The sequence below is a fragment of the Enterobacter cloacae complex sp. P2B genome (assembly GCF_014895985.1).
In the GTDB taxonomy this organism is placed as follows: domain Bacteria; phylum Pseudomonadota; class Gammaproteobacteria; order Enterobacterales; family Enterobacteriaceae; genus Enterobacter; species Enterobacter bugandensis.
The window spans coordinates 40,572-54,718 of sequence record NZ_JADBQQ010000018.1 but is presented as its reverse complement, the minus strand read 5'-3'; the positions used below and the strand labels follow the sequence as shown (position 1 = coordinate 54,718).

14 protein-coding genes are annotated in these 14,147 nt (G+C 56.5%); 1 reads left to right on the top strand and 13 read right to left on the bottom strand.

The window, feature by feature from the left end; translation table 11 throughout:
- Positions 1-2: 2 nt before the first annotated feature.
- Both cutC and IM313_RS16125 read right to left on the bottom strand, forming a co-directional pair.
- Positions 3-746, bottom strand: coding sequence for a copper homeostasis protein CutC (gene cutC / locus IM313_RS16130; RefSeq protein ID WP_028013633.1), 744 nt, complete (start codon positions 744-746; stop codon positions 3-5).
- 78 nt (positions 747-824) lie between these two features.
- Positions 825-1,385 (bottom strand): VOC family protein, encoded by a 561-nt coding sequence (locus IM313_RS16125; RefSeq protein WP_059358200.1) that lies wholly within the window; start codon positions 1,383-1,385, stop codon positions 825-827.
- A gap of 239 nt (positions 1,386-1,624) precedes the next feature.
- On the opposite strand from IM313_RS16125, the gene argS reads away from it, so the two are divergent.
- On the top strand, positions 1,625-3,358 hold the full coding sequence (gene argS, locus IM313_RS16120; protein ID WP_192971753.1) for an arginine--tRNA ligase: 1,734 nt from the start codon (positions 1,625-1,627) through the stop codon (positions 3,356-3,358).
- Positions 3,359-3,403: 45 nt separating this feature from the next.
- Here the strand turns inward: argS and IM313_RS16115 are convergent, their stop codons facing one another.
- The 11 genes from IM313_RS16115 to cheR form a co-directional block, all read right to left on the bottom strand.
- Positions 3,404-3,844 (bottom strand): DUF3421 domain-containing protein, encoded by a 441-nt coding sequence (locus IM313_RS16115; protein WP_028013636.1) that lies wholly within the window; start codon positions 3,842-3,844, stop codon positions 3,404-3,406.
- Between the two features lie 45 nt (positions 3,845-3,889).
- A complete protein-coding gene (locus IM313_RS16110; RefSeq protein ID WP_028013637.1) occupies positions 3,890-4,180 on the bottom strand; it encodes a hypothetical protein in 291 nt (96 codons plus the stop codon).
- Positions 4,181-4,424: 244 nt separating this feature from the next.
- The gene (locus IM313_RS16105) at positions 4,425-5,564 is read right to left on the bottom strand and encodes a glycoside hydrolase family 105 protein (RefSeq protein WP_192971794.1); all 1,140 of its coding nucleotides are present in this window, start codon (positions 5,562-5,564) and stop codon (positions 4,425-4,427) included.
- A gap of 4 nt (positions 5,565-5,568) precedes the next feature.
- Positions 5,569-7,152, bottom strand: a complete 1,584-nt coding sequence (locus IM313_RS16100; protein ID WP_045631221.1) for an MFS transporter — start codon at positions 7,150-7,152, stop codon at positions 5,569-5,571.
- A 263-nt stretch (positions 7,153-7,415) separates the two neighbouring features.
- The gene (locus tag IM313_RS16095; RefSeq protein ID WP_028013640.1) at positions 7,416-7,808 is read right to left on the bottom strand and encodes a flagellar protein FlhE; all 393 of its coding nucleotides are present in this window, start codon (positions 7,806-7,808) and stop codon (positions 7,416-7,418) included.
- The gene (gene flhA, locus IM313_RS16090; protein WP_028013641.1) at positions 7,805-9,883 is read right to left on the bottom strand and encodes a flagellar biosynthesis protein FlhA; all 2,079 of its coding nucleotides are present in this window, start codon (positions 9,881-9,883) and stop codon (positions 7,805-7,807) included. The genes IM313_RS16095 and flhA overlap by 4 nt, the downstream gene beginning before the upstream one ends.
- On the bottom strand, positions 9,876-11,024 hold the full coding sequence (flhB, locus tag IM313_RS16085; protein WP_041909432.1) for a flagellar biosynthesis protein FlhB: 1,149 nt from the start codon (positions 11,022-11,024) through the stop codon (positions 9,876-9,878). Before flhB ends, flhA begins: the two co-directional genes overlap by 8 nt.
- 148 nt (positions 11,025-11,172) lie before the next feature.
- Complete coding sequence (gene cheZ / locus IM313_RS16080; RefSeq protein ID WP_028013643.1) at positions 11,173-11,817, bottom strand: protein phosphatase CheZ; 645 nt, start codon at positions 11,815-11,817, stop codon at positions 11,173-11,175.
- Positions 11,818-11,827: 10 nt separating this feature from the next.
- Complete coding sequence (cheY, locus tag IM313_RS16075) at positions 11,828-12,217, bottom strand: chemotaxis response regulator CheY (RefSeq protein ID WP_008500431.1); 390 nt, start codon at positions 12,215-12,217, stop codon at positions 11,828-11,830.
- A gap of 17 nt (positions 12,218-12,234) precedes the next feature.
- The gene (locus tag IM313_RS16070; protein WP_014884341.1) at positions 12,235-13,284 is read right to left on the bottom strand and encodes a chemotaxis response regulator protein-glutamate methylesterase; all 1,050 of its coding nucleotides are present in this window, start codon (positions 13,282-13,284) and stop codon (positions 12,235-12,237) included.
- Complete coding sequence (gene cheR, locus IM313_RS16065) at positions 13,281-14,147, bottom strand: protein-glutamate O-methyltransferase CheR (protein WP_014884342.1); 867 nt, start codon at positions 14,145-14,147, stop codon at positions 13,281-13,283. Before cheR ends, IM313_RS16070 begins: the two co-directional genes overlap by 4 nt.

Below are 14,147 nucleotides of genomic sequence, written 5' to 3'. Positions count from 1 at the left end.
TGCTACACGTGATGACGCTCAATCAGCGACTTCATTTCCGCAACCGACTCTCCCTCTACGCCGTAGCGAGAATATTCATCCGCTTCAGCATCCGTCGACATTGACAGCCCTGTATTGCGATAACGCATGGGTGAAGGTATCCATTTCCCCGCAGAGCTGTGAAGCTCTTCCACCCCGGCGTTTAAAAACCGTTCCAGATTGCTGGCACGGACTCCCGCCCCCGCCATTATTATTGGAACACCGGAATGTGCTTTTAGTTCCGTAATTAATTGCAGACCTTTTTCCGCCGAAGACTGCTGTCCCGATGTCAGGACGCGCGCTACGCCAAGTTCGGCAAGCGTATCAAACGCTTGCAGGGGATCTTTGCACATATCAAACGCACGATGAAAGGTGACGGCCATTCCTTTCGCGGCGTCCATCACCTTACGCATCCGCGGCAGGTCGACGTGACCATCTTCATCAAGCAGGCCGGTAACCAGCCCCGGGAAGCCCAGGTCACGAACCAGCGCGATATCTTCAAGCATGGCACTGAACTCGCCCGCCGTGTAACAAAAATCGCCGCCGCGAGGCCGAATAATCGGGTGGACCGGGATGGTGACGGCCTGGCGGGCAGACTTCAACACGCCGTATGAAGGCGTTAACCCCCCTTCTTTCGGGGCGGCGCATAGCTCAATACGGTCAGCTCCCATCTGTTGCGCCGTAACGGCACACGCCACGCTGTAACAACAAATCTCCAGCAGCGCCATCTGCTTCTCCTTAAAATCAGCTTAACGCGCCATCATGGCACGCCTCTCGTTTCGTGTCTCAGCGACGAATCACAACTCTCAGGCTTCGCTGGCAACGATCTGCTCAATGGTCCAGGGATGAAATTTCACGGTCACCTGCCCGTCCGTCACGGCCAGCGTCGGGTTAGGCAGACGCTCGCGCTCGCCTTTGGGTGAACTCGTCTTCACAAAAATTCCCGGCTTGCTTAACCCGTCGTCTGACAGCAGGGCCAGAGCCCGCGAGTTCAACGTTTCCGGCTCACCCGGCAGGACGATTTCGATATGCTCCCAGCCTTCGTGCGGATAGCGTTTCTCGCCCGGCCACGGCAGTTCAACCACGGTGAACTGCCAGTGCGCCACGTTCACCGGCTCATGCAGTTTGAACAGGCAAATGGGGCGTCCATTGATGATGTTCTCAGAGAGCAGCTCGCCGCACTGTTCAAACCCGCGACGCCAGCGCTCGGCGGTGGCATTCTGGTGGCAGCGCAAGGAAATGTGATCCGCCTCAAGCGGCACGATATCCAGACCAAGACGGGTGGCAAGTTCTGTGAACGCCTTTGTGAAGCGCGGTAAATCTGCGGAAATATCATGCAGTTCGTCAATGGATTGCCAGTTCGCCATAAGTCAGTCTCTTTTCGTGTCGCAAAGCCGCTAATTTACTCCGTTGCCCCGTTTTGACCAACCGCAGAATCCGGCTTTTTATGACTGCATGGTTATGCACGCTTTCTTAGCCTGGATTCTGAGCAATCTTCGGGCCCCGCAATGCTGACGCCAGAAGGCATTTGCAGTATACTCCCGCCCTAAATTCTTTAACTGGCGCGGGCGGTTGTAAGCCCGCATCAAAAACGTAAGGTATCCAGGTGAATATTCAGGCTCTTCTCTCCGAAAAAGTCAGTCAGGCACTGATTGCCGCAGGCGCACCTGCGGATTGCGAACCGCAGGTTCGTCAGTCAGCAAAAGTACAGTTTGGCGACTATCAGGCTAATGGCGTGATGGCAGTGGCTAAAAAACTGGGCATGCCGCCGCGACAGCTCGCTGAGCAGGTACTGACGCATCTGGATCTCTCCGGCATTGCCAGCAAAACCGAAATTGCTGGTCCGGGCTTTATCAATATTTTCCTTGAGCCTGCGTTCCTGTCGAGCCACGTTGACGCGGCGCTGAAGTCTGACCGTCTGGGCGTTTCCCAGCCGGAAGCGCAGACCGTGGTGGTCGACTACTCAGCCCCGAACGTGGCGAAGGAGATGCACGTAGGCCACCTGCGCTCCACCATCATCGGTGACGCCGCGGTACGCACCCTTGAGTTCCTCGGTCACAAGGTGATCCGCGCGAACCACGTGGGCGACTGGGGCACCCAGTTCGGCATGCTGATTGCTTACCTGGAAAAACAGCAGCAGGAAAACGCGGGTGAAATGGCGCTGGCGGACCTGGAAGGGTTCTACCGCGAAGCCAAAAAGCACTATGACGAAGACGAAGCCTTTGCCGAGCGCGCGCGCAGCTACGTGGTGAAGCTGCAGGGCGGGGATCAATACTTCCTCGAGATGTGGCGCAAGCTGGTTGACATCACCATGTCCCAGAACCAGCTTACCTATAACCGTCTGAACGTGACCCTGACTCGCGACGACGTGATGGGTGAAAGCCTGTACAACCCGATGCTGCCAGGCATTGTGGCGGACCTGAAAGCCAAAAACCTGGCGGTGGAGAGCGAAGGCGCAACGGTAGTGTTCCTTGATGAATACAAAAACAAGGAAGGCGAACCGATGGGCGTGATTATCCAGAAAAAGGATGGCGGCTATCTCTACACCACCACGGACATCGCGTGTGCGAAATACCGTTACGAAACCCTGCATGCGGACCGCGTGCTGTACTACATCGACTCCCGTCAGCACCAGCACCTGATGCAGGCGTGGACTATCGTGCGTAAAGCCGGTTACGTGCCGGACTGCGTGCCGCTGGAACACCACATGTTCGGCATGATGCTGGGTAAAGACGGCAAGCCGTTCAAAACCCGCGCGGGCGGTACCGTGAAGCTTTCCGATCTGCTGGACGAAGCGCTGGAGCGCGCCCGTCGCCTGGTGGCAGAGAAGAACCCGGACATGCCTGCTGACGAACTGGAAAAACTGGCCAACGCCGTCGGTATCGGCGCGGTGAAATACGCGGATCTTTCCAAGAACCGCACCACCGACTACATCTTCGACTGGGACAACATGCTGGCGTTTGAAGGCAACACGGCGCCGTACATGCAGTACGCCTATACCCGCGTGCTCTCCGTGTTCCGCAAGGCGAACATTGATGAAAGCGTGCTGGCTAATGCGACAGTGACCATCACGGAAGATCGTGAAGCACAGCTGGCGGCGCGTCTGCTGCAGTTCGAAGAGACGCTGACGGTTGTCGCGCGTGACGGCACGCCGCACGTGATGTGTGCTTACCTGTACGATCTGGCGGGTCTGTTCTCCGGCTTCTACGAGCACTGTCCTATTCTCTCTGCAGAAAATGAATCGGTGCGTAACAGCCGCCTGAAGCTGGCTCAGCTGACGGCGAAGACCCTGAAGCTGGGTCTGGATACCCTGGGTATCGAAACCGTAGAACGTATGTAAAAAAGAAACCCGGCGGTCGCCGGGTTTTTTTATGAATGATTGCGGTTAGTCGTGAACGAGCACCTGGAAGGTATCTAATTCATACTCTCTGCCGTTATAACCGATGCAGCATCCTCTGCTAAGGTGGCTTCCTGCTTTACCAACAAAGAGGCCATTATCGAATTTTGCACGTGCAACGTAGAGCTTAGCACCATTGGCTTCATGCCCCGCCTCAACCATATTCGGTGGGAAATTTTTCCCCTTAACGTCTACCCATTTTAACGCGCCCACGTAAATTTCAAATTCATTACACAGGTGCTCGCTCCCTCCCCACGGGACCCAAGCAGTATTGCCGAACACCCATTTACCCGGATGAATACCATTATTCAGTTTTGCGCGAATAACAAATAACGGTGAAGGTCCTTTAATACCTGGCACCCCAATTTCATAACCGGCCACAGGCGCGTCCAACGGAATAAATTCATCTCTTTTCGCTGATTTCCACATAATGATTTCCTTTTCAGTTTAAATAATTATCCGTAAATAAAATGATTAGAATTCTGAGATCGAATGAATAGCCAACTCATTGTTCAGGCTTTGAAAAATAATGACCTTAACCAGTGATTTTTCCTGCCCCTTTGCATGCATGAAACGGCGAAGCGCAATAAAGGTATGCAGTTGGCCAGCCACGAGCTGGCTACCGACAAACAGTAGCGGGGTATAGCCCGCGCCGTCGATATCATTGAAAACCGATTCGAACATTTGAAGATGTTCATCCGACATTTTATCGGCATGCATATTTACAGAAGGATTAATAACAATACTGCCCATTGCATTTTCCATTGCGTCACTCCTTAAATGTGTATTGGAAGAGTCTTAATGCAATTAAAAAATAGGATAAATACGGAATGCATTTTGTGAAGAAAATCACATATTAATAACAGCCTGAATTTATTTTAATTGTATTATTCATGTCGTAAATATAAACGGAACATCATATTTATGGCGTATTATATTTACCCGCCGTTATTATAAAAAAAGCCCCTTTAAGGAGGGGCTTTGCAGTAATGAAATTATTAAGCAGCCGTCAGAAATATTTGCGTAAATACTCCGTCAGGCACAGAATCGCCATTGCCTGGCCATACGGCATCGACGTCAGCGGTATTTGACGATAAAAATCGAGATCGCTGCCCATTCCCGTCCCGAACGAGGTTTGCAGCAGCTCCCCTTCCGGCGAGATATTTTGCACAATACCGCGAATCGCTTTCTCCGCCACCTCAGCGTACTCTGCGCCGACATAACGCTTGCGCACGGCCTTCAGAATTCCGTAGGCAAACCCTGCCGTGGCCGACGCCTCCAGATAAGAATCAGGATCGTCCAGCAGCGTATGCCACAACCCGCTTTCGTCCTGACATTTTGCCAGCGCGGCGATCTGCGCATTCAGCACCTGCACCAGATAACGGCGCACGGCGTTGTTTTCAGGCAGATCAACCAGTTCGAGGAAGTCGGGGATCACGATGGTGAGCCAGCTGTTGCCGCGCGCCCAGCGGGCCCGGGCAAAGTTATGGTTGCCGTCGTAGCTCCAGCCGTGGAACCACAGCCCCGTCTCCCGGTCCATCAGGTTCTGCACGTGGAGCAGGAACTGATAAATCGCCTCCTCTACGTACTCCGGCTTATTCAGCAGCCTGCCGATTTTCGCCAGCGGCAGCACCGTCATCATCAGCGTGTCGTCCCACATCTGTTGATGATTCTCTTCCGCCAGCGTGATGTGCTGCATGCCGCCGTGTTCGGTGCGTGGCATTTCAGTCATCGCCCACTCCGCCCAGCTTTCCAGCCACGGCAGCCAGGCCGGGTTTTTGCTCTCTTCGTAGCGATAGGCCAGCGTCAGAAACGGCGACATCGTATTGACGTTTTTGGTGGTGGCGCCTTCCGCAAAGCGGTCGGCAAACCAGCTGTCGATAATGTTGCGCATCCCTTCGTCACCGGTCTGGCAGTAGTACTGCCAGATGCCATACAGGCCGACGCCGTGCGTCCACTCCCATCCGGCCCAGCCTTTGGTGTCGATCACGCGCCCGTCGTCCAGCCGCAGCAAAAATTCACCCGTTTTGTCGTGGATATTGACCAGGTTGTGCGTCACTTTTTGAATCAGTGATTTCAGCTCGTCCCGGGCGATAAAGCGCTCTGGCTGACGCAATAGCGGGCTATGTTTGACAGGCCAAACTTTCATCATCTTAACCTCTGTTGTATGTCGAATTGAGTACCGCGCGATCCTTCAGCGAAGATGCAGCTGGCTTATTGCGATTCAGATAACCGATGTTGTTATTGCCCCACAGTGACTCATAAGGCATACCGGCCAGCATCTCGACGGTGGCGCGGGCGTGTGGCGTCGCTGACTCCGGCATCGCATGACCACACTCACGCATTTTCGCGGTCTCCTCGCGCAGCGTGCTGTGGGTCTGCAAATTAAGCCTGAAGCGCAGGGAAACGAGGAAACCGCAGAACAGCACCAGGATGGTGCCCACGCTCAGGATCAGCAGAATGGTGTGGCTCACTTCCGCAGGCTGTACCTTCTGACCGCTGACAAAGCCGGACATTTGCATCACGATGCCTACCAGCATCACCGCACCGGCCTGTGACGCCTTACGGGTCAGGGTCATGATGCCAGCGAAAATCCCTTCCCGGCGCTGGCCGGTGATCGCTTCATCCACGTCAGCAATGTAGGTATAGGTATTCCATGGCACGTAGTTAATACCGCCGCGACCCAGCCCAGCCACCGCAGAGATCAGCAACAGCAGAGCGTAGACGTCGCTCAGACCGGCGTAATAGAGCATGGCGTAAGAGAGAGACGCCAGGCCAAACAGCACCACCACCATGCGGTAGGACGGCGCAGGTCCGAAGCGAATACACAGCGGGATCATCCCGATCACGGCGAGGAACTGGAAGATAGCCATCGTGCCCAGCAGGTTGGACGCCATTGACGCTTCCTGCATCAGCACAAACACCACGTAGTAGGTGAAGACTGCGTTAAATACGTCCTGTGCGATGTAGCCGCCGAGGTACATGCCAAGATGCTGGCGGAAAATCTTGATGCGCAGCGTAGAGCTTAATTCGACAAACAGACGATTGATGCTTTGCCCCAGCGTCAGTTTCTTCTTCTCTTCTTCGGCACGCAGCGCCGCTTCAGACCACTCCTCACGCGGGCGCTCCCAGGTAAAGAACCAGACAAAGGTCAGCATCAGGGCGCACAGCACGGAGAAAACCAGGCTTGCGTAAAAGAATGAGATGGCGTTGTCTTTACCGAAGTGGGTGAGCAGGATCCCCGGCAGGAAGGAGGCCAGAATCGCTGACATCTGCGCCATAGAAATACGCGCCCCGGAGAACTTGGTTTTCTGTTTGAAGTCGTCGGTCATTTCCGGCACCAGCGTCTCGTAAGGCACCAGAATCATGGTGTAGACAATATCAAACACCAGATAGGTCAGCAGGTAGTACCAGAAATTCATGTCCCCTACCCACATCAACGAGTAGCTGAACACGCACGGAATGCCTAGCAGGATAAAGAACTTACGGCGACCAAAGCGCTTTCCAGGCCAGGTCGTACCGAAGTTATCCGTCAAAAAGCCCATTAACGGGCTGACAACAGCATCCAGCACCCTCGCAGCGGCAAAGATGAAGGTTGCTTCAATCGGTGTGAGTCCACAGAAGGTGGTATAAAAATACAAAAGCCAGGCCGCCGTCAGAGCGGTCGTACCAGCCCCGAGAAAATCGCCTGCCCCGTAAGCAAGATAATTTGCGAGTCCAATTTTACGTGTTTTCATTGCCGTCAACCCTAAGCAAATTTGGGAGACTCCCTGCAAGTAAGGCTCATCGGGGAGTTTTTACACGGCTACAGTAAATGCAACGACGTCCTGATACCTTTCTGTTTCTGCCATCACGGGCAGGGTAAATGGCAAAAATGCAAAGAGTCGCGTCACGCGTGTCACTAATTTATAAAACAGCGTTTCTGTTGCATCAAAAGGTGAGGTCAATTTTGCGAGACAGCCATCAGAATTGACTGATGGCTGGTGACAAAGGCAGGCAGCTAGCGGTAGTTGACGATGACAGAATTGCTCTGCACCTTCAGCGCCGGGATCAAACGTCCTCCGCCCGGCACTTCCCAGATAAAACGTAAAGGTTCAATGGCCGGCACGCCGTTGAACGCCTGCGTTGTGCCATTTTCGCCGTCGATTTCCGTGCAGCGGGTCTGTGAGCAGAGGCGCACCCGCAGTCCGGCTGGCGTTGGGCCAATCAGCCTGTAGTTCCACACCACCATCCCCATCTGACCAGAAACCGTTTCAGAGGGCGACAGCGGATTAGAAGACATGGCGACACCCCGGTTGCTGAGGGTCACGCCCATGCTGCTTGCCTGCCAGGTCCCTTCCCCGGCGGCCTGAGCCGCCAGCGGGAAGAGCAAAATCCATAGCCATTTCATTATTTTCCTCCAATCGTTGCCGTCATGCGGATATGGCGGTTATCCGACAGTTCCAGATTCGACAGCACAACAAGCTGATTCAGGCTGCGGCGCAGGAAGCGCGACAGCAGCGGACGCAGCGCGTGGTTGACCAGCAGCACCGGCGGCGCGCCCAGCATCTCCTGACGCGCCAGCGCCTCCTGAGTTTGCTCCAGCAGGCGATCCGCCAGGCCAGGCTCGAGGCCGCCGCCGCCCTGCAGGGCCTGCAGCAGCAGGCGTTCAAGCGGCGTATCGAGGCCAATCACCTGGACTTCGCCGGTTCCCGGGAACCACTGCTGGGTGATCGCACGCCCCAGCGCCACGCGCACCACCGCTGTCAGCTCGTGCGGATCGCTCTGCAGCGGCGCATGCTCGGCAAGGGTTTCCAGGATGGTACGCATATCGCGGATCGGCACTTTTTCCTCAAGCAGGTTTTGCAGCACCTTGTGCAGCGTGGTTAACGTCAGCACGCCCGGCACCAGGTCTTCCGTCAGCTTCGGCATCTCCTGCGTCACGCGATCGAGAAGCTGCTGCGCTTCCTGACGGCCAAACAGCTCTGCCGAGAATTGCCCAATCAGATGATTAAGGTGGGTTGCCACCACGGTACTGGCTTCGACAACCGTATAACCCTGAATTTGCGCCTGCTCTTTCAGCGCGCTTTCAATCCAGATTGCCGCCAGGCCAAAGGCCGGATCGACGGTCTGCTCGCCCGGCAGCGTGCCTGCTGCAGTGCCAGGGTTAATCGCCAGCCAGCGTCCCGGGTAAGCATCGCCGCTGCCAATTTCAACACCCTTCATCAGAATACGATAGCGCGCAGGCGGCAGGTCCATATTGTCCTTGATATGCACCACCGGCGGCAGGAAGCCCATGTCCTGGGCGAATTTTTTACGGATGCTGCGGATGCGGCCGAGCAGCTCGCCATCCTGCTGGAAATCCACCATCGGGATCAGGCGATACCCCACTTCCATTCCCAGGGAATCTTCCAGTTGAACGTCGTTCCAGGTCGCTTCTACGGCCTGGGTGTTCTCCGGCATTTTCACCGGAACCGGATCCGCAGCTGGCCTGGTCTCACGGCCACGCATCCACCAGGCCAGCCCCAGCAGCCCCGCCGTAAACAGCAGGAACACGAGGTTTGGCATCCCCGGCACCAGGCCGAGCAGCCCAAGCACCGCAGCCGCCAGCAGCATCACGCGCGGGTTACTGAAGAGCTGGCCCACCATCTGCTCGCCAACGTCCTGATCGGTACTGACGCGGGTCACGATAACGCCCGCCGCAGTGGAGATAACCAGCGCCGGGATCTGTGCGACCAGACCGTCACCAATGGTCAGCAGCGTATAGCTTTCCGCCGCGTGGCCCATGTCCATCCCGTGCTGCAGTACCCCCACCAACAGGCCGCCGACCACGTTAATCACCATGATCAGGATGCCCGCGATGGCATCCCCGCGCACAAACTTACTTGCACCGTCCATGGAGCCGTAGAAGTCCGCTTCCTGGGTCACTTCCGCGCGGCGCTTTTTCGCTTCATCTTCGGCGATAAGCCCGGCGTTCAGATCGGCGTCGATCGCCATCTGCTTGCCCGGCATCCCGTCCAGCACAAAACGCGCGCCCACTTCCGCGATACGCCCGGCACCCTTGGTGATAACCATAAAGTTGATGATCACGAGGATAACGAACACCACGATACCGATAGCGAAGTTCCCGCCCACCAGGAAGTGGCCGAAGGCCTCGACCACCTTACCCGCCGCTGCCGCGCCGGTGTGGCCCTCCATCAGGATGATACGCGTGGAGGCCACGTTCAGCGCCAGCCGCAGCAAGGTGGTAAACAGCAGAATGGTCGGGAACGCGGCGAACTCCAGCGTGCGCTGGGTGAACATCGCCACCAGCAGCACCATAATGGACAGCGCAATATTGAAGGTGAAAAGCAGATCGAGGATGAACGCCGGGAGCGGCAGTACCATCATCGACAGAATTAACAGGATGAGGATCGGCCCGGCAAGGATCTGCCATTGGGTCGATTTCAGGTTGCCGGGCAGGCGCAACATTGCCACCAGATTAGCCATCAGTGTCCTTCTCGTTCATAAAATCCAGCGCGGCAGGCACCGGAAGGTTCTCAGGTTTGACAGGCCGTTGACCGCCGGCCAGACGCCAGCGCTTCAACTGCCATACCCAGGCCAGCACTTCCGCCACCGCGGCGTAGAGCTGACCAGGGATCTGTTGTCCGATATCCGCGTGGCGGTAGAGGGCTCGCGCCAGCGGAGGCGCTTCCAGGATCGGCACGCGATTTTCGGTACCAATTTCCCTGATGCGCAATGCAATCAGCCCCGCCCCTTTTGCCACCACTTTCGGCGCGCTCATTTTGTTTTCGTCATAGCGCAGCGCCACGGAATAGTGCGTCGGGTTGGTAACGATGACGTCCGCCTTCGGCACATCTTCCATCATGCGGCGACGGGCGGCGGCACGCTGCATCTGCCGGATGCGCCCCTTCACGTGCGGGTCACCTTCCATCTGCTTATATTCGTCGCGGATGTCCTGACGTGACATTCGCAGTTTCTTGAAGTGGGAATAGAGCTGGAAGATAACGTCAAAACCCACCATCGGAATAATGCTGAGCACCACCAGCAGCGCGCAAAGCCCGACCAGGTTCAGCGCATTGCTCATCGCGGTAAGGGGCGACTCGCTGATAAGGCGCATCATTTCGGGCCAGTGGTACCAGAGGAAAAATCCTGCGGAACTGCCCATCAGCACCGATTTGAGAATAGCCTTGAGCAGCTCGGCCCCGGTCTGCGCCGAGAACATTTTCGCAATGCCCGGCAGCGGGTTCAGTTTTGAAAATTTGGGTTGCAGCGATTTACCGCTAAAGACCAGCCCGCCCAGCATCACCGGGGAGACCAGCGCCACCAGCACCACGCCGGTAATCAGGGGCAGTAGCGCAACCATGGCCCCTTTTATCAGCTGAATAATCTGGCTGAGGATCAGATTCGGGTCGTTGACCATGCTGTGGTCAAAACGTAAGCCGGTGGAGAGCATCCCCGCCAGCTTGCGGGCGAGCGACTCCCCACCCCACCAGATAATGCACACGCCTACGATAAGGATCAGCAGGGAGGTCAATTCTCGGGATCGGGGGATCTGCCCTTCCTCACGCGCCTTTTCAAGTCGGTGGGGTGTGGGGGCTTCCGTTTTGTCGTCGTTCTCTTCTGCCACAGTGCATGCTCAGCCCATTACGTCACGGGTATCATGCCAGCGCAGCGGAAATCCAATGGCGGGAAAAGCCCGTTTATTCGGGCTCTTTTCGGTGATTTTGTCGTAAACCGCCTCAGGCGGCGTAACCCCCCTGAGGCGGAATGGACAATCAGAAGCCGAGGCTGTCCAGCAGGTCGTCCACCTGGTCCTGGCTTGCCACGACGCCCGCCTTGCTGGCGTCGAGCTGCGGGCCATTGAGCAGGCTTTCGTTCTCGCGTTTTGGACGGGCAGCCGGTTCCGGGATGTTCTCCAGCAGCACCATCAGCAGCTGGCGCTCAATCTCCTGAATCACATCCATCATGCGCTTGATGACCTGACCGGTCAGATCCTGGAAATCCTGCGCCATCATGATGTCCAGCAGTTGGGCGTTGGTGAAGCTGGTGTGGCCCGGCACATCCCCCAGGAACTGACGGGTGTCGGTCACCAGTTCGCGGGCATCCGCCAGCTCGATGGGATTCTCAAACCACTCATCCCAGCGTTGGGTCAGGGCTTTCGCGCCCTTTTCCATCGCATCCTGGTGCGGCTGTGAGGCTTCAACGCTGTTCAGCGCGCGTTCAGCTGCCTGAGCGGTCATCTGCACAACGTAGTCCAGACGGTCGCGGGCGTCCGGGATCGCTTCCGCCGCTTCGGCAATGGCCTGATCCAGCCCCAGTTCACGCAGGCTGTCACGCAGCATGCGCGTCAGGCTGCCGATGCGGACGATGATGTCGCTCGGCGAGTGTTCTTCAACGGGTTTCATTGCAGGTTGCATCATCACCAACACCTCACATGCCGAGTTTCTCGAAGATCTTACCGAGCTTCTCTTCCAGGGTCGCTGCGGTGAATGGCTTCACCACGTAGCCGCTTGCGCCCGCCTGTGCAGCGGCAATGATGTTCTCTTTTTTCGCTTCTGCAGTGACCATCAGCACCGGCATAGACGCCATGCCCGCGTCTGCACGAATGGTTTTCAGTAGCTCCAGACCGTCCATATTCGGCATGTTCCAGTCGGAGATGACAAAACCAAACCCGCCAGCCTGCAGTTTGTTCAGCGCATCCACGCCGTCTTCTGCTTCTTCAACGTTGTTGAAGCCCAACTCTTTCAGCAGGTTGCGCACAATGCGACGCATGGTGGAAAAGTCATCCACAACCAAAAACTTAAGCTCTTTATCCGCCATAAAATAATACTCCTGAGTCAAATACGTATTGCCTGTCCGGCACTGATTTTCGCCAGCATCTGCTGGCTTACCTGGCTAAGATCGACCACTTCGCTCACGCCACCCATATTGATGGCCTCGCGCGGCATGCCGAACACCACACAACTTGCTTCATTCTGCGCAATCGTCCAGGCGCCAGCCTGGTGCATTGCAAGCATTCCGGCGGCACCGTCGTTGCCCATCCCCGTCAGGATCACCCCAACGGCGTTGCGCCCCGCATGTTTCGCCACCGAATGAAACAGCACATCCACCGACGGACGGTGCCGGTTAACCGGCGGTCCGTCATGAATTTTGATTTGATAGTTAGCGCCGCTGCGCGCCAGTTCCATATGCTTGTCCCCCGGCGCGATATACGCATGTCCCGGCAGCACGCGCTCGCCGTCTTCCGCCTCTTTCACGCTGATCTGGCACAGCTTGTTCAGACGTTCGGCGAAGGAGCGGGTAAAGCCAGGCGGCATATGCTGCGTGATCAGAATACCCGGACTTGAAAGCGGCAATGGCTGGAGTACATGGCGAATTGCCTCTGTTCCTCCGGTTGACGCCCCAATAACCAGCAGTTTTTCCGAGCTGAGTAACGGTCCGGCCTTCAGGGTTGCCGGCGCGGCCATCGGCTTGTGGGCCGCGAGCTTCGCGCGCGAGGCGGTGCGAATTTTCTCGGCGATCATCTCGCTGTACGCCAGCATCCCCTCGCGAATGCCGAGCTGCGGTTTGGTGACAAAATCCACCGCTCCCAGCTCCAGCGCGCGCAGAGTGATTTCCGATCCTTTCCCGGTCAGGGAGGAGACCATCACCACCGGCATGGGACGCAGGCGCATCAATTTCTCAAGAAAATCTATGCCATCCATGCGCGGCATCTCGACATCCAGCGTTAGTACGTCGGGGTTATATTTTTTAATTAAATCCCTCGCTACCAGCGGATCGGGCGCAGTGGCCACCATCTCCATGTCGCTGTGGCTATTGATGATTTCAGTCATGATCTGACGCATCAGCGCTGAATCATCGACAGACAATACCCTGATTTTACTCATGCTTTTTCCTTACTCAGCGCATATACCGTTTGCCCACGCAGGCTAAACTCACGCGCGAGGTTGCTGAAGTTTTCCGAATGCCCGGCAAACAGTAAACCGTCAGGCTTGAGCAACGGAACAAACCGACGCAGAATGTCCTGTTGCGTCGTTTTATCAAAATAGATCATGACGTTACGGCAAAAAATGGCGTCGAAAGGCCCCGGCACGTTGTACTGCTTATCGAGCAGGTTAACGGGCGCGAATTCGACGCAGTTCGCCAGCTCCTGGCGTACGCGAACCAGGCCTTCATGCGGCCCCGTACCGCGCATGAAGTAACGCTGCAGCTGCTGCGGCGACAGCGTTTTCAGCTCGTCCTGGCGATACACGCCGTTGCGCGCTTTCTCCAGCACCTCGGTGTCGATATCGCTGGCGTAGACTTTCCAGCGTCCCGGCGCCATGCCCAGCGTGTCTGCAAGGGTGATCGCCAGCGAGTACGGCTCTTCGCCCGTTGAGGCGGCCGCACTCCATACGCGATACTCCCCGGTGCGACGGCGCGCGTGCTCGGCCAGAACCGGAAAGTGGTGGGCTTCACGGAAAAAGGCCGTCAGGTTGGTCGTGAGTGAGTTAATAAAAGCCTGCCACTCCGCGCTGTTCTGGTTCGCTTCGAGCATGCTCAGATAGCGGCCAAAATCATCCAGCCCCAGCGTACGCAAGCGCCGCACCAGTCGGTTGTAGACCATGTCCCGCTTATGATCCGCAAGCACGATCCCCGCACGCTGGTAGATTAACTGACATATCCGACGAAAATGCGCGTCGGACAGCGCGAGGCGCTGTGTCATCTGCAACAATAATGACGTTTGCCCAGGGGGCATTGGTGATGTCAT

Coding starts and splice junctions, on each gene's coding strand:
- cutC (WP_028013633.1), bottom strand. CDS start 746: ATGGCGCTGCTGGAGATTTGTTGTTACAGCGTGGCGTGTGCCGTTACG.
- IM313_RS16125 (WP_059358200.1), bottom strand. CDS start 1,385: ATGGCGAACTGGCAATCCATTGACGAACTGCATGATATTTCCGCAGAT.
- IM313_RS16115 (WP_028013636.1), bottom strand. CDS start 3,844: ATGTGGAAATCAGCGAAAAGAGATGAATTTATTCCGTTGGACGCGCCT.
- IM313_RS16110 (WP_028013637.1), bottom strand. CDS start 4,180: ATGGAAAATGCAATGGGCAGTATTGTTATTAATCCTTCTGTAAATATG.
- IM313_RS16105 (WP_192971794.1), bottom strand. CDS start 5,564: ATGAAAGTTTGGCCTGTCAAACATAGCCCGCTATTGCGTCAGCCAGAG.
- IM313_RS16100 (WP_045631221.1), bottom strand. CDS start 7,152: ATGAAAACACGTAAAATTGGACTCGCAAATTATCTTGCTTACGGGGCA.
- flhA (WP_028013641.1), bottom strand. CDS start 9,883: ATGGCTAATCTGGTGGCAATGTTGCGCCTGCCCGGCAACCTGAAATCG.
- cheZ (WP_028013643.1), bottom strand. CDS start 11,817: ATGATGCAACCTGCAATGAAACCCGTTGAAGAACACTCGCCGAGCGAC.
- cheY (WP_008500431.1), bottom strand. CDS start 12,217: ATGGCGGATAAAGAGCTTAAGTTTTTGGTTGTGGATGACTTTTCCACC.
- IM313_RS16070 (WP_014884341.1), bottom strand. CDS start 13,284: ATGAGTAAAATCAGGGTATTGTCTGTCGATGATTCAGCGCTGATGCGT.
- cheR (WP_014884342.1), bottom strand. CDS start 14,147: ATGACATCACCAATGCCCCCTGGGCAAACGTCATTATTGTTGCAGATG.